This is a genomic window from Lysobacter sp. Hz25 (assembly GCF_046097045.1).
GTDB classification, from domain to species: domain Bacteria; phylum Pseudomonadota; class Gammaproteobacteria; order Xanthomonadales; family Xanthomonadaceae; genus Lysobacter; species Lysobacter antibioticus_B.
The window spans coordinates 2237586-2252490 of the sequence record NZ_CP175666.1 but is presented as its reverse complement, the minus strand read 5'-3'; the positions used below and the strand labels follow the sequence as shown (position 1 = coordinate 2252490).

Below are 14905 nucleotides of genomic sequence, written 5' to 3'. Positions count from 1 at the left end.
TGCGGCTCAGGGAACATGGTCGCCGGCAGCGCTCGCGGCTTCGAGGGCATCGGCGCGCTGACGGTCGAAGAACGCCATCACGTCGCGCATGATCGGCCAGGTGCCTTCGCGGCCGATGGCCGAGACCAGATACCAGCGGTCCTTCCAGCCCAACTCGTCGATGACCGCCTGCGCCGCCGCCCGCTGCTCTTCTTCGAGCAACAGATCGGCCTTGTTGAGCACCAGCCAACGCGGCTTCTCGAGCAATTCGGGATCGTGCTTGCGCAGCTCGTTCTCGATCGCGCGCACCTGCTCGGCCGGGGTCACACCCTCGACACCGCCCTCCATCGGCGCGACGTCGACCAGGTGCAGCAACAGGCGCGTGCGCTGCAGATGACGCAGGAACTGCGCACCCAGGCCGGCGCCGTCGGCCGCGCCTTCGATCAGGCCCGGGATGTCGGCGATCACGAAGCTGCGGTGCGCTTCGACGCTGACCACGCCGAGATTCGGGTACAGCGTAGTGAACGGATAGTCCGCGACCTTCGGCGTCGCCGCCGACACCGCGCGGATCAGGGTGCTCTTGCCGGCATTCGGGAAGCCGAGCAGGCCGACGTCGGCCAGCAGCTTCAGCTCCAGCTTGAGCTCGCGCTCCTCACCCGGCAGACCCGGCAGGGCCTTGCGCGGCGTGCGGTTGATCGAGCTCTTGAAATGCATGTTGCCCAGGCCGCCCTTGCCGCCGTGCGCCACCAGCAGACGATCGCCGTGCGCGACCAGGTCGCCGATGATCTCGTCGGTTTCGACATTGGTGACCACGGTCCCGACCGGCACCACGATGACCAGATCGTCGCCGCCCTTGCCGTAGGCCTGCCGCCCCATGCCGTTCTCGCCGCGCTGGGCGCGGAACTGCTTCTGGTGACGGAAATCGACCAGCGTATTGACGTTCTCGTTCGCCACCAGCCACACGCTGCCGCCGGCGCCGCCGTCGCCGCCGTCCGGCCCGCCGAGCGGAATGAACTTCTCGCGACGGAAGCCGATGCAGCCGTTGCCGCCGTTGCCGGCGATGACTTTGATTTCTGCTTCGTCTACGAGTTTCATAAGAGCCGGGAATGGGGAATGGGGATTCGGGAATCGTAAAAACAACAACGGGGATACGGGGATACGGGGATACGGGGATACGGGGATACGGGGATTGTAGCGACAGTGGAAGTACCGGGTTTTCGCCTTTGCGAATCCCGATTCCCTAATCCCGATTCCCGGCCCGTAAACGAAAAACCCCGCCGAAGCGGGGCTCCTCGCAGTACGTCGCGCCAGAATTACTCGGCGGCGACGACACTGACGGTGCGGCGCTTCTTCAGGCCCTTGGTCGAAAACTCGACCTTGCCGTCGACCAGCGCGAACAGCGTGTGGTCGCGACCGAGGCCGACGCCGGCGCCCGGATGGAACTGGGTGCCGCGCTGACGCACGATGATGTTGCCGGCTTCGATGGCCTGACCGCCGTAGATCTTCACGCCCAAGTACTTCGGGTTGGAGTCGCGGCCGTTGCGGGTGGAACCTACGCCCTTTTTATGTGCCATGGCGGCTTCTCCTTACTTGTTGTCGCCACCGGCAATGCCGGTGATCTCGATTTCGGTGTAGTGCTGACGGTGGCCCATCTGCTTGCGATGGTGCTTACGACGGCGGAACTTGACGATGCGCACCTTGTCGGCGCGGCCGTGGCCGACGACCTTAGCGGTGACGCTGGCGCCCTTGAGCGCGTCGCCGAGCGTGACGCCTTCACCGTTGCCGAGCATCAGCACGGTGTCGAACTTGATTTCGCTGCCGGCTTCGACGTCGAGCAATTCGACGCGGAGCTTTTCGCCTTGCATCACGCGGTATTGCTTACCGCCGGTGACGAGAACTGCGTACATGACCAGGATTCCTCTGTAGTTATTTTGGTCGCTGCCGCGCCCAAGCGGGCGGACAGAAGCGGAATTGTAGCGGGGCCAAGGGCTTAGGGTCAAATCGCCCCAGCTTTGTCCGCCTCCCGCCCCGCCCGCGCCGGATGGCCCCGGCCTGTCGCCCACTCGAATGTGCCTTCTAGTGTGCTTTCAATGTGCTTTCTTGACCACTCGCGCCCGTTCGTGGCCGTACGGACGCCGTCCGTCCGCCGGGTCGCGTCCGCGCGCAAAAAAGCCGGTTCGACTGTGCAAATCCTGGCGGGAACGTGATAAATCGGCGGTGCGCGTCCATTTTTCGTGATGCGCATCACACATTCTATGGAAAGCACTATGCGCATCGACCTGTTAGACAACCTCATCAGCGACGTCTCCGGCCGCTTCGGCCTGACTAACGACAAGGCCCGCCAATTGGTCGGCGTCCTGATCGCCCTGATCTTCGACGAGAAACGCGGCGGCTTCGCCGGCTTCGTCCGCTTGTTCGAACAAAAGGGCCTGGGGCGTCTGATCCAGTCCTGGGTCGGCACCGGCCCGAACGAATCGATCAGCGCCGCGCAGGTCGATCACGTCTTCGGCGCGCCGCTGATCGGCGCGATCGCCGGCAAGCTGGGCGCCCCGGTCTCGGCCACCGCCGGCGCCATCGGCGGCCTGCTGCCGAACCTGATCAACGAGCTGACCGAGGGCGGCAAGGAGCCGACCGGCATCCCCGAGACCCTGAAGTCCTGGGTCGTCGGCATCGCCGACTGGCTCGGCGACCTCGGCCGCTTCGGCTGGGGCGCGCTGGCGGCCGGCGCCGCCGCGGTGGGCGGTGCGGTGGCCGGCGGCGCGCGCGCGGTCGGCCATGCCGCCGACGCGACCGCCGATGCGGCGGCCTACGCAGCCAAGAAGACCGGCAGCGGTCTCGGCAAGATCCTGCCCTGGCTGTTGCTCGGCGCTTTGCTGATCGCTGCCTTCCTGCTGTTCAAGGGCTGCAAGAAGGACGAGGCCGTCGTCGCCGGCTCCAGCACCGACAGCTCGGTCTCCTCCACCGCGCCGATCGCGGCGCCGGCGGCGCAGGCCAACCCGCGCTTCAGCTTCGAGAACGTCGACGGCAAGGCGAGCGTCAGTGGCCAGGTCGCCAGCGACGCCGAGAAGACCAAGCTGCTCGATGCGATCAAGGCCACCTTCGGCGCGGACAACGTCAACGGCGACATCAGCGTCGACGCAGCGACCGCTCCGGCCGGGTGGATGGACAAGCTGATCGCCCTACTGCCGGACCTGAAGGCCCGCGGCGTCAAGCTCGGCTTCGACGGCGACAAGATCGCCATCGACACCTCGGCCTTGCCGGAAGCGGAACGTTTCGCGCTGTCGCAGAAGCTGCGCAGCGGTTTCGGCGGCTTCGAGATCAGCGGCCTGTGGGACAAGGCGATGGCGGCGCTGTCCTCGCTCAAGGCCGGCTTCAGCGCCGACGATCTGATCAAGGCGCTGAACCTGTCGGGCATCAACTTCGACACCGGTTCGGCCACGATCACCCGCGACAGCTACGAGACGCTCGCCAAAGCGGCCGAGGCCATCAAGGCCGCTCCGGCCGGCACCCGCATCGAAGTCGGCGGCCACACCGACAACACCGGCGACGCCGCGGCAAACTTGCAGCTCTCGTTGGATCGCGCCAACGCCGTCACCGCGAAGCTGGTCGAACTCGGCGTGCCGGGCGAACAACTGCTCGGCAAGGGCTACGGCCAGGACAAGCCGATCGCCGACAACGCCAGCGAAGAAGGCAAGGCGCAGAACCGTCGCATGGAATTCACCGTGCTCAAGTAAGCGGCCAGCGATCATGGATCGGAACAAAGGGCGCCTCGGCGCCCTTTGTTTTGCGACTGCGCCTCCGGCGCCCTTTGTTTTGCCACTGCGCCTCGGCGCCCTTTGTTCTTGCGCAGGCGCCTCGGTGCTTTTTGTTCTGAACGGATGCGTCCCGGCGCCGTTCTTTACTGGCGACTGCGCTTCGGCGCGTTCGTTGTTGCGGTCGATCGGCGATGTTCGGGATGTTGCGCGCCTGCAACATCGCAACACTCGATATCGAACCTCGCGTTCGCAGCGTGCGTTCACATCGTCTCTTCATAGCGCAGCTTCGCAGCGCGCCTCCGCCCTGTGTCGCACGTCGCTTGAAGAACCGCGCATCCGATCAAGAAAAAACCCGGCATGGCGACGCAAAGAGGCCGACACAGTTCACAGTTCCGAAAGAAATTTTGCTCGAAGCGAAAATGCGCGCAAGCGCTCGCGCGCATCCGTTCGACGCAGAAAACCCCTTGATTTCCCGCATCAACGGATCGCTTTCACGATCGCGCCGCGCGCGCGCATCGGCGCCGTCTGTGAGCCCAGTCGCATTCATGCGGTCATGACGGCGTAAACGACACTTGCACGCACCCACCGGCCTCAATTAGCTTCGATCCCGAGCGACAGCTTGGGGTCGCGCGACAAGGAACAGCACTTCGTAGCGCAGCCTCTGCGACGCAGACGCGCCACGATGATGCCGTCGCGTTGAATTCCAGTATCCCGTGCATGCCGTTCGAGTCGTCCGCCATACCGGTTTCCAGCGCTGGAGCTTCGCTCCTGCGCAACAGACGCATTCTCCCACCCACTCACGCCGCCTTGCGCGCGTGCAGGCAGACGAATGCGTCTTCGTCAGCAATCCCGCAGCCCGACCCGCTCCCGGATGGATGCCGGCCGGCTGCTCAAGGAAGTACCTCGGAGGTTTTCGGCACCGCCTCCGCGGACCAAGGCCCGACGCTCGACAGGGGATGCGAAGGGGATCATGCGCAACGAAAGGATCAAGGATGTTTGTCATGAATCGTAAAGAACGTTCATTGAAATGGACCGCACTGGCTATCGCGACCGCCGTACTCGTCGCTCCGGCTGCCTACTCGGGCAGCAAGCTGCAGACGTTCTCGAAGTTGCAGGGACCGAAAGCGACGACCTCGGCCAAGGCAGTGAAGAAGGCCGCTGCCCAGACCTACGACCGCTTCATCGTCACCCGCGCGCCCGGCGCGAACGCCAAGCTCAGCGCTGCCGCGGTCAATAAGCAGTACGCCAACGCCGCCGGCAAGCTCGGCATCGGCATCGCCCCGATGCGCACCCTGGCCACCGGCGCCAGCCTGATCCGCACCGACACCAAGCTCAATACCGCTGCCATGAAGGAGCTGGCGATCGAGCTGATGAAGGACCCGAGCGTGATCGCGGTCGAACCCGATCTGCTCAAGCAAAAGACGATGGTCCCGAGCGATCCGGGCTACGCGCAGCAGTGGCACTACAAGAACGGTCCGGGCGGCATCAACCTCGAACCGGCCTGGGACATCACCGACGGCGACGGCATCGTGGTCGCGGTGCTCGACACCGGCATCACCCCGCACACCGATCTCGACGCCAACATCCTGCCGGGCTACGACTTCATCATCGACCAGGAAGTCAGCGTCGACGGCGACGGCCGCGACGCCAACCCGAACGATCCGGGCGACTGGCACGCCGGCGAATGCAACATCTTCGGCGTCCCGGAAGACAGCAGCTGGCACGGCACCCACGTCGCCGGCACCATCGCCGCGGCCACCAACAACGCCAGCGGCGTCGCCGGCGTGGCGCATGGCGCCAAAGTCCAGCCGGTGCGCGTGCTCGGCAAGTGCGGCGGCTACACCTCCGACATCATCGATGCCGTGACCTGGGCCTCGGGCGGCAGCGTTACCGGCGTGCCGGACAACGCGACCCCGGCCGAAGTCATCAACCTCAGCCTCGGCGGCAGCGGCGCCTGCAGCGTGGCCGAACAGACCGCGTTCGACGCCGCGCGCGCGCGCGGCACCACCGTCGTCATCGCCGCCGGCAACTCGGGCGGCGACGTGGCCAACTTCTCGCCCGCCAACTGCGACAACGTCATCGCCGTGTCCGCGGTCGGCCCGACCGGCACCCTGGCCAGCTACTCGAACTTCGGCCCGAAGATCGACGTCGCCGCACCGGGCGGTTCCGGTGCGCAGCCGGCGGCCGACAACATCCTGTCGACGCTGAACCTCGGCCTGCAGGGCCAGGAAGGCCCGGGCTACGCCTGGATGGCCGGCACCTCGATGGCGGCGCCGCACGTCGCCGGCGTGGTCGCGCTGATGCAGTCCGCGGCGACCACGCCGAAGACCCCGGCCGAGATCGAGAAGATCCTGGTCAACACCGCCCATGTCGGCGGCCTGCCGGGCGGCTGCAGCTGGGCCAACCCCTGCGGTTCGGGCATCGTCGACGCGCGTCACGCGGTCGCCGTGGCCAACGGCAGCGAGCCGCTGCCGCCGGATCCGCAGGCGCCGGAACCCGAGCCGCCGATCGAGCTGGAGAACGGCATCACCGTGACCAACATCGAAGTCGCGGCCAACGGCGTGATCAAGTACCAGCTGCTGGTGCCGAACGGCGCGTCGAACCTGTTGTTCGCCATGTACGGCGGCACCGGCGATTCGGACATCTACGTGAAGTACGGCGCGGAACCGACCAACACGTCCTACGACTGCCGTCCGTTCACCGCGAGCAACAACGAGACCTGCTTCTTCCCGACCCCGAAGGGCGGCGTGTGGTATGTCAACGTCAAGGGCTATCGCGCCTCGGCGGGCATGTCGCTGTACCCGAGCTTCGTCGACGCCAATTGGCCGCGTCGGGTCGATGCCAAGGCCAGCGCGCTGCCGAACCACCGCACCTCGGTCAACCTGTCGTGGGAGAAGGGCAAGAAGAACATCGACATCTACCGCAACGGCGCGATCCTCAAGACCGTGCGCAACACCGGCGCCAACACCGATACCTTCCGCATCATCGGCAGCGGCACCATGAGCTACAAGCTGTGCAACAACCAGACGCAGGAATGCGCGGATCCGGTGGAGATTCAGTACAACTCCAGCAAGTGATCGCAGCGTAGGCAATCGCGAAGGGCCCGGATCGCTGGGCCCTTCGTTTTTTCCGGGGATGGATCGGCCCCGTTCGATCGACGGTCGTGGCCATCGTCGCAGCGTTGCGGCGCAGCGACCGCCCGCGCCCGACGACTTCGGATCGACATAAGGCACTCCATCGCCGTCCCGGTCGACGCGGCCTGCGGTCGCTCATCGTCCGGCCACATTCGGCACGCTTCAGCCATCGCGCAAGCGCTCCATACTCACGAATCCCGGTTCCAGAACAGCGGAGACTTCATGCGCCATCCTTCATCCGCCTCACGCCGCCCCGCCCTCGCTCGCAGCGGCCTGTTGTTGGCCGTGCTGATCGCCGGCGCGGCCGGCTGCGACAAGCCCTCCCCTCCGGCCGACGAGAGCGCGACGGCGGCCACGCCGGCGCCGGTCGCCGCGCCGGTCGTGCGTTTCGACGCCAAGCTCAGCCTGGTCAACAACAACGGCGCGATCCGCTACGACGGCACCGTCGACAGCGAAACCACGCGCAAGGCGCTGAGTACCGCCCTGACCCAGGCCTACATGGGCCAGATCAGCGGCAGCCTCAACGTCGACAAGGCCGCCAAACCGGCCCCATGGCAGGACAAACTGCCGCAATTCGCCGCGGCGCTGACCATGCCCGGCGCCGCGGTGAGCTTCCAGGGCACCACCATCGAGCTCAGCGGCCAGGCCTCCGACGCCGACCGCGTGACCCTGCTAGAGAAAGCCAAGGCCTTGTTCCCCGGCTACAACTACGCCGGCCTGTTCGAGGGCGTCGGCGGCGCGGCGGCCTCCTCGGACGCCGCCGCGCAGGCCCTGGCCGCGCTCGAACCCGGCAAGGCCGGCAGCGCCGAAATCGCCAAGGCCCTGAACCTGATGAACCTGCGCTTCGACGAGGGCAGCGCGCGCATCGCGCCGGCCAGCCTCGACATCCTCAGCCGCGCCGCCAAGGCCCTGCAGGCCGGGCCCAAGGACGCGCGCTTCGAGATCGTCGGGCCCGGCGGCAGCGCCGGCCAGCCGGCCGACAACGAAGCCCTGTCGCGCCAGCGCGCCGAGGCGGTCAAGGTCCAGCTGATCGTCGCCGGCGCCAACCCGGGCGCGCTCGACACCCGCGGCGAACCCGGCACGGCGACGACGCCGCTGCGTTTCAATCCGGTCAAATGACCCGCCGGCCGGGGCCGCTCGGCCCCGGCCTTGCAAGCTGAACCCGTCAGACGGGGCCGATGACCCCGTCGTCTTTGCGCACTCGGCCGGCGCGCACGCCGGTGCGCGCCGGCCGGCGCCGCGGCCGCCATCGGTGAACCCCAGGCCCCACGGGCCTCGCGCGGCGGGTCCCGAGGCTTCCGTTTTCCGGATTTGCCCCCACCTAGCCCACTCGATACGCTCCTCTGTTCGCCGTCGCGTTTCGCGCCGGCGGCCCTCCCCCCTTGCAGGCACCCGATGGCGCTGGACTACATCCGCATCCGCGGCGCGCGGACGCACAACCTCAAGAACATCGATCTCGATCTGCCGCGCGACAAGCTGATCGTGATCACCGGCTTGTCCGGTTCCGGTAAATCCTCGCTGGCCTTCGACACGATCTACGCCGAAGGCCAACGACGCTATGTCGAATCGCTGTCGGCCTACGCCCGGCAGTTCCTGTCGGTGATGGAAAAGCCCGATGTCGACCACATCGAAGGCCTGTCGCCGGCGATCTCGATCGAGCAGAAATCCACCTCGCACAACCCGCGTTCGACCGTCGGCACGATCACCGAGGTCTACGACTACCTGCGTCTGCTGTACGCACGTGTCGGCGCGCCGCGTTGCCCCGACCACCACTACCCGCTCGAAGCGCAGACCGTCAGCCAGATGGTCGACCAGGCGCTGGCGCTGGACCCGGAGCAGCGCTACATGCTGCTGGCACCGGTGATCCGCGAGCGCAAGGGCGAGCACGCCCAGGTGTTCGAGCAACTGCGCGCACAGGGCTTCGTGCGCGTGCGCGTCGACGGCGAGCTGTACGAGATCGACGCGGTACCGCCGCTGGCGCTGCGGGTCAAGCACACCATCGAAGCGGTGGTCGACCGCTTCCGTCCGCGAGACGACATCAAGCAGCGCCTGGCCGAATCCTTCGAGACCGCGCTCAAGCTCGGCGACGGCATGGCCCAGGTGTACTCGCTCGACAAGGCCGACACCGCGCCCTTGCTGTTCTCGTCGAAGTACAGCTGCCCGGTTTGCGATTACTCGCTGCCCGAGCTGGAACCGCGCCTGTTCTCGTTCAACTCGCCGGTCGGCGCCTGCCCGACCTGCGACGGCCTCGGCGTGGCCGAGTTCTTCGATCCGAGCCGCGTGGTCGTGCACCCGGAGCTGTCGCTCTCGGCTGGCGCGGTGCGCGGCTGGGACCGCCGCAACGCCTATTACTTCCAGCTGATCCAGTCGCTGGCCAAGCACTACAAGTTCAACGTCGACGCGCCCTGGCAGTCGCTGTCGGCGACGGTGCAGAAGGCGGTGCTGTACGGCAGCGGCGATGAGCTGATCAGCTTCACCTACCTCACCGAGAACGGCGGCCGCAGCCAGCGCAAGCATCGCTTCGAAGGCATCGTGCCGAACCTGGAGCGCCGTTACCGCGAAACCGAGTCGGCCGCGGTGCGCGAGGAACTGGCCAAGTACATCAGCCAGCGCCCCTGCCCCGACTGCGGCGGCGCGCGCCTCAACCGCGCCGCGCGCAACGTGTTCGTCGCCGAACGCCCCTTGCCGGAACTGGTGGTGTTGCCGGTCGACGAAGCGCTGCAGTTCTTCAAGGCCCTGGAACTGCCGGGCTGGCGCGGCGAGATCGCGGTCAAGATCGTCAAGGAGATCGTCGACCGCCTGCGCTTCCTGGTCGACGTCGGCCTGGATTACCTGACCCTCGAACGCAAGGCCGATTCGCTGTCGGGCGGCGAGGCCCAGCGCATCCGCCTGGCCAGCCAGATCGGCGCCGGCCTGGTCGGCGTGATGTACGTGCTCGATGAGCCCTCTATCGGCCTGCACCAGCGCGACAACGAGCGCCTGCTCGGCACCCTGACCCGGCTGCGCGATCTCGGCAACACCGTGATCGTGGTCGAACACGACGAAGACGCGATCCGCCTGGCCGACTACATCGTCGACATCGGTCCCGGCGCCGGGGTGCACGGCGGCGAAGTCGTGGCCCAGGGGCAGTTCGCCGACGTGCTGAAGGCGCCGCGTTCGCTGACCGGCCAGTACCTCAGCGGCAAGCGCAAGATCGAGATCCCCAAGAACCGGCACAAGCCGAATCCGAAGGCGATGCTGCATCTGCGCGGCGCCACCGGCAACAACCTCAAGGATGTCGACCTCGACATCCCCTCGGGCCTGCTGACTTGCGTCACCGGCGTATCCGGCTCGGGCAAGTCGACCCTGATCAACGACACCTTGTACGTGCTCGCCGCCAACGAACTCAACGGCGCTTCGCAGACGCCGGCGCCGTATCGTTCGATCGAGAACATGGAGTTGTTCGACAAGGTCGTCGACATCGACCAATCGCCGATCGGCCGCACCCCGCGTTCGAACCCGGCCACCTACACCGGTCTGTTCACGCCGCTGCGCGAGCTGTTCGCGCAGGTGCCGGAAGCGCGCGCGCGCGGCTACTCGCCGGGCCGCTTCAGCTTCAACGTGCGCGGCGGACGCTGCGAGGCCTGCCAGGGCGACGGCCTGATCAAGGTCGAGATGCACTTCCTGCCAGACGTCTACGTGCCTTGCGACGTCTGCCACGGCAAGCGCTACAACCGCGAAACCCTGGAAGTTCTGTACAAGGGTTACAACATCAACGACGTGCTGTCGATGACGGTCGAGGCGGCGCTGAATTTGTTCGAGGCGGTGCCGACCATCGCGCGCAAACTCGAAACGCTGATGGACGTCGGCTTGAGCTACATCAAGCTCGGCCAGAGCGCGACCACCTTGTCGGGCGGCGAAGCGCAGCGCGTCAAGTTGTCGAAGGAGCTGTCGCGGCGCGACACCGGCCGCACGCTCTACATCCTCGACGAGCCGACCACCGGCCTGCACTTCCACGACATCGAGCATTTGCTGGTGGTCCTGCACCGCCTGCGCGATGACGGCAACACCGTGGTGGTGATCGAACACAACCTCGACGTGATCAAGACCGCGGACTGGGTCATCGACCTGGGCCCAGAAGGCGGCCATCGCGGCGGCACCATCCTCGCCACCGGCACGCCGGAGCAAATCGCCGCCCTGCCGCATTCGCATACCGGCCACTTCCTCGCCCCGCTGCTCGGCACGCCGAAAGCGGACGCGGCGAAGAAGAAGCCGGCGGCGAAAAAGACCGTCCCCGCTGCGACCGCGTCGCGCGCCAAGAAGAAATCCGCTGCATGACCGATACCCAGCAGCCGCCCGCGGGCGGCAAGAAAGCGGCGCCGCGCAAGCGTGCGCCGCGCACACGCAAGGCCGCCGCGGCTCCGGCCGCGGACCTCGCGACCGTTTCGAGCAATACCGCCGAGACTGCCGCAGCGCAGGTCGCGGTGACCGTACCGGCGACCCCGCCGGCCCTGATCCGGGTGCCGTTGTCGGTGCGCTGGCGCGACCTCGACGCTTTCAACCACGTCAACAACTCGAAGTTCCTCAGCTACCTCGAGGAAGCGCGCCTGCGCTGGATGGTGACCCTGCCCGGCCACGGCATGGACGAACACGTCGCACCGGTGGTCGCGGCGGCGCATCTCAACTATCGCCGCCCGATCGAATGGCCGAACGAACTCGACATCGAACTGTTCGTCGAGCGCCTCGGTAACACCAGCCTCAGTATCGGCCACCGCATCGTCGGCGCGACCGATACCTCGGCGGTGTACTGCGACGGCAACGTCGTGCTGGTGTGGATCCACCGCGAAACCGGCCAACCGGCCGCGTTGCCGGAGCCGGTGCGCGCGGCCTGCGGCGGCGCCTGAGCGTTCCGACCCACGCTACCTCTGTAGGAGCGGCGTAAGCCGCGACCAACCGAAGTGGTGTACGCAAGCGCAGCCACCGAAGCCCGGACACCCCAGATTTCCTTGTCGCCCCGCGCGGCCCGTTTCGGATAGCGACGTGGGATTTCCGCGCTCGCGGCTTACGCCGCTCCTGCCCCAGGGTGGGACGCGGCTTCGAGCGATTGCGTCGATGTTGCCGGCTCTGCGCGCCCGTTGTCGCGGCTTACGCCGCTCCAGCAGGGAAAGGACCGGAAGGACTCAGGGCGCGGCCTTGCGCACCTCGAACTCGCCGAACAGCGAGCCGCCGTCCTTCAGCGCGAATTCGACCGCGACGCGGCTGCCTTCCTTGAGCGGCTTGTGCGGCTGCATCAGCATCAAATGCAGGCCGCCCGGCTTGAGCTGGGCCGAACCGTCCGGGGCGATGCGCAGCTCGGGCACCGCGCGCATCTTGCTGACGCCGTCGACGATGCGGGTCTCGTGCAGGGACACGTCGGCGAATGCCGCGCTCCTGGCGGAGACGATGGTCACCGGCACCGAGCAGCGGTTCTCGATGCGGCCGAAGCCGGCCATCATCGGCATCTGCATCGGCGGCATCCGCACCCAACCGTCGCGGACCTGCGCGGCGCAGGCCTTGCCCGGGGGCGCCTTGGCCTGTTGCGCGGCGCGGCCCTGCGCGCCGGCCTGAAATACCGACGCCGCGGCCAGCATGGCGGCGAGCGTCAACCCCGTTCGGATGCCAGATACGTTCATCGGCCTATGATACCTCCCGCCTGTGGAGGAGTTGACCATGAAGGAGTTGACGATGAAGCATCCGCTCAGCCTGCTCGCCCTGGCCTGTTCATTGGCCGCCTGTTCCGGCGCACCCTCCGGCGACGCCGACAAACCTTCGGCCGGCCCCGCCGCAGGGTCCGAGGCTCCTGCCGACGCCCCCGCCGGCGATGCGCCCGGCGGCGAAAGCCGGCTCACCGTCTACAGCGGCGACTACGAGGCGCTGGCCAACGCACGCGCCCCCAATGTCGGTATGCCCGGTTACGCCCTGGTCGAACGGCCGTTGCGCTACACGCTCAAGAGCGGCCGCAATGCGTTGTCCAGCAAGTCCCTGCCGCCGTCAATGGACACCGAGGCCGCGATGCTGCAGCCGCGCAGCAACGGCATAGCGATCGTCGGACAGCGCTATATCGCCCCGGTCTCGGGCGCGCAGAACGTGGTCGGCGTGGCGATCGGCCGCAAGGTCACGGTCGAACACACCGCCGGCGGCGCCAAGCAGACCGACAGCGGCCTGCTGTTGTCGGCCGGCGACGGCCTGACCCTCGCGCTCGACGACGGCCGCATCAAGGTGATCCGCAGCTACGACAGCTTCAGCCTAGTCGACAACGACAACCTGCTGCCGCGCCAATCGGCCTTGCAGTGGACGGTCAACGCCGACAAGGCCGGCGACGCCGACTTCGTGCTGTCGTATCCGATGGGCGGCATGGCCTGGCGCGCCGAATACCTCGCCACGCTCACCCCGGGCCAGGGATGCAAGCTCGCGCTCGACGGCGCCGCGCTGGTGGCCAATCGCTCCGGCTCGGGCTTCAACCAGACCCGATTGAGCCTGGTCGCCGGCGAGCCCAATCGCACCCGTCGCGAGGAAATCGGCGTCATGGGCGGCCACGCCGAACGCTTCGCGGCCGCGCCGATCGCCCAGGCCGCCGACGCGGCGATGCCGGTCGAGCGCGCCGCCGGCGAATACCACGCCTACGATCTGCCGCAGCCGGTCACGCTCGGCAGCGGCAGCACCGAACGCATCGCCCTGTTCCCGCGCAACGGCGCGGTCGCTTGCGAACGCATCTACGCGATCGAGGCCGGCGACAACGACTGGCGCCCGCCCACGCCGTTGATCGATCCGAACTTCCAGGGCCAGACCGGCGACGTGCCGGTGATGTCCAAGGTCGAGTTCAAGAACGACAAGGCCTCAGGCCTCGGCCTGCCGCTGCCGGCCGGACGCGTGCGCGCCTTCGACGGCAAGGATTTCCTCGGCGAATCGCAACTCGCGCACACGCCGCAGGGCGCCGAGATCCGCTTGCAACTCGGCAAGGTCTTCGACCTCAGCAGCACCCGCGAAGCGAGCGGTTTCCAGCTCGACCGTACCGGACGCACCATCACCGAATCGTTCGTGGTGACGATCAAGAACGCAAAGAAGCACGAGGCCACGGTTCGGGTGATCGAACCCTTGCCGCGCTGGACCGATTGGGAGATCGTGTCGTCCAGCCTGCCGTCGAAGAAGAAGGATGCGCGCCACGCCCAGTTCGAAGTGGCCGTGCCCGCCGGCGGCGAAACCAAGCTGACCTACACCGTGCGCTACCGCTGGCCCCAGGACGTCAAACCATGAGCTTCGTAGAAACCCAGACCCACGGCGACATCGTCGAAATCCGCCTGGCGCGCGCGCCGGTCAACGCCCTCAACCCGCAGTTGTGCAACGAAACGCGCGAAGCCATCGAACAGGCCGTGCACCATGGCGCCCACGGCATCGTCCTCAGCGGCGGGCCGAAGGTGTTCTCGGCCGGCCTCGACGTGCCGTATCTGCTCTCGCTCGGCGACCAGCGCGATCACCTGCTGCTGGCGTGGCAGGCTTTCTTCGGCCTCGCCCGCACGCTCGCCGCGGCGCCGCTGCCGGTGGTCGCGGCCTTGGGCGGCCATGCGCCGGCCGGCGGTTGCGTGCTCGCCCTGTGCTGCGACTACCGCATCATGGCCTCGGGCCCGTACCGCATCGGCCTCAACGAAACCCAGGTGGGCCTGGTCGCGCCCGAAGGCATCCAGCGTCTGATGCGGCGCGTGGTCGGCGCTTATCGCGCCGAACGCCTGCTGGTCGGCGGCGAGATGGTCGATGCCGACACCGCCCTGCAGATCGGCCTGGTCGATGAATTGGTCGAGATCGAAAACGTCGCCCAGCGCGGCCGGGTTTGGCTGGAGCAACTGCTCAGCCTGCCGCGCAGCGCGATGCTGCACACCCGCCAGCTCGCCCGCGCCGACCTGGTCGAAGCCCTGCGTCCGGAGCACATCGAGCTCGACCGTTTCGTCGACGCCTGGTATTCGCCAGACACGCAGAGCGCGCTCAAGGCGCTGGTGGCGAAGCTGGGCAAGTAAGCGACTCGAT

General features: G+C 67.3%; 11 protein-coding genes. 7 read left to right on the top strand and 4 right to left on the bottom strand.

Annotated elements, in window-relative coordinates; all coding sequences use genetic code 11:
* Window positions 1-6: 6 nt before the first annotated feature.
* The 3 genes from obgE to rplU all read right to left on the bottom strand — a co-directional run bounded on the left by obgE (window position 7) and on the right by rplU (window position 1886).
* Entirely contained in the window at window positions 7-1074 is a 1068-nt protein-coding gene (gene obgE / locus ACKN61_RS09585) for a GTPase ObgE (RefSeq protein WP_408953280.1), read from the bottom strand.
* 218 nt (window positions 1075-1292) lie between these two features.
* Window positions 1293-1553 (bottom strand): 50S ribosomal protein L27, encoded by a 261-nt coding sequence (gene rpmA, locus ACKN61_RS09580; protein WP_031371911.1) that lies wholly within the window; start codon window positions 1551-1553, stop codon window positions 1293-1295.
* 12 nt (window positions 1554-1565) lie between these two features.
* Entirely contained in the window at window positions 1566-1886 is a 321-nt protein-coding gene (rplU, locus tag ACKN61_RS09575; protein WP_031371912.1) for a 50S ribosomal protein L21, read from the bottom strand.
* A gap of 360 nt (window positions 1887-2246) precedes the next feature.
* Here rplU and ACKN61_RS09570 point away from each other — a divergent pair, with 360 nt between their 5' ends.
* The 5 genes from ACKN61_RS09570 to ACKN61_RS09550 all read left to right on the top strand — a co-directional run bounded on the left by ACKN61_RS09570 (window position 2247) and on the right by ACKN61_RS09550 (window position 11751).
* Window positions 2247-3713, top strand: coding sequence for an OmpA family protein (locus ACKN61_RS09570; protein ID WP_408953279.1), 1467 nt, complete (start codon window positions 2247-2249; stop codon window positions 3711-3713).
* Between the two features lie 1022 nt (window positions 3714-4735).
* Window positions 4736-6811 carry a S8 family peptidase gene (locus ACKN61_RS09565; RefSeq protein ID WP_408953278.1) on the top strand — a complete coding sequence of 692 codons (2076 nt, stop codon included), beginning with the start codon at window positions 4736-4738 and terminating at the stop codon, window positions 6809-6811.
* A 279-nt stretch (window positions 6812-7090) separates the two neighbouring features.
* Window positions 7091-7987 (top strand): OmpA family protein, encoded by an 897-nt coding sequence (locus ACKN61_RS09560; protein ID WP_408953277.1) that lies wholly within the window; start codon window positions 7091-7093, stop codon window positions 7985-7987.
* Between the two features lie 276 nt (window positions 7988-8263).
* On the top strand, window positions 8264-11185 hold the full coding sequence (gene uvrA / locus ACKN61_RS09555; RefSeq protein WP_408953276.1) for an excinuclease ABC subunit UvrA: 2922 nt from the start codon (window positions 8264-8266) through the stop codon (window positions 11183-11185).
* Between the two features lie 146 nt (window positions 11186-11331).
* The gene (locus tag ACKN61_RS09550) at window positions 11332-11751 is read left to right on the top strand and encodes an acyl-CoA thioesterase (RefSeq protein WP_408953785.1); all 420 of its coding nucleotides are present in this window, start codon (window positions 11332-11334) and stop codon (window positions 11749-11751) included.
* A gap of 276 nt (window positions 11752-12027) precedes the next feature.
* Here the strand turns inward: ACKN61_RS09550 and ACKN61_RS09545 are convergent, their stop codons facing one another.
* A complete protein-coding gene (locus ACKN61_RS09545; protein ID WP_408953784.1) occupies window positions 12028-12477 on the bottom strand; it encodes a copper chaperone PCu(A)C in 450 nt (149 codons plus the stop codon).
* 79 nt (window positions 12478-12556) lie between these two features.
* Between ACKN61_RS09545 and ACKN61_RS09540 the strand changes: the two genes are divergently transcribed.
* The gene (locus ACKN61_RS09540; RefSeq protein WP_408953275.1) at window positions 12557-14140 is read left to right on the top strand and encodes a DUF4139 domain-containing protein; all 1584 of its coding nucleotides are present in this window, start codon (window positions 12557-12559) and stop codon (window positions 14138-14140) included.
* Window positions 14137-14895 (top strand): enoyl-CoA hydratase/isomerase family protein, encoded by a 759-nt coding sequence (locus tag ACKN61_RS09535; protein WP_223619365.1) that lies wholly within the window; start codon window positions 14137-14139, stop codon window positions 14893-14895. Before ACKN61_RS09540 ends, ACKN61_RS09535 begins: the two co-directional genes overlap by 4 nt.
* Window positions 14896-14905 lie beyond the last annotated feature (10 nt).

What these genes read in the sequence shown, in the direction of transcription:
- obgE (WP_408953280.1), bottom strand. Translation starts at nt 1,074, where the DNA reads ATGAAACTCGTAGACGAAGCAGAAATCAAAGTCATCGCCGGCAACGGC.
- rpmA (WP_031371911.1), bottom strand. Translation starts at nt 1,553, where the DNA reads ATGGCACATAAAAAGGGCGTAGGTTCCACCCGCAACGGCCGCGACTCC.
- rplU (WP_031371912.1), bottom strand. Translation starts at nt 1,886, where the DNA reads ATGTACGCAGTTCTCGTCACCGGCGGTAAGCAATACCGCGTGATGCAA.
- ACKN61_RS09570 (WP_408953279.1), top strand. Translation starts at nt 2,247, where the DNA reads ATGCGCATCGACCTGTTAGACAACCTCATCAGCGACGTCTCCGGCCGC.
- ACKN61_RS09565 (WP_408953278.1), top strand. Translation starts at nt 4,736, where the DNA reads ATGAATCGTAAAGAACGTTCATTGAAATGGACCGCACTGGCTATCGCG.
- ACKN61_RS09560 (WP_408953277.1), top strand. Translation starts at nt 7,091, where the DNA reads ATGCGCCATCCTTCATCCGCCTCACGCCGCCCCGCCCTCGCTCGCAGC.
- uvrA (WP_408953276.1), top strand. Translation starts at nt 8,264, where the DNA reads ATGGCGCTGGACTACATCCGCATCCGCGGCGCGCGGACGCACAACCTC.
- ACKN61_RS09545 (WP_408953784.1), bottom strand. Translation starts at nt 12,477, where the DNA reads ATGCTGGCCGCGGCGTCGGTATTTCAGGCCGGCGCGCAGGGCCGCGCC.
- ACKN61_RS09540 (WP_408953275.1), top strand. Translation starts at nt 12,557, where the DNA reads ATGAAGGAGTTGACGATGAAGCATCCGCTCAGCCTGCTCGCCCTGGCC.
- ACKN61_RS09535 (WP_223619365.1), top strand. Translation starts at nt 14,137, where the DNA reads ATGAGCTTCGTAGAAACCCAGACCCACGGCGACATCGTCGAAATCCGC.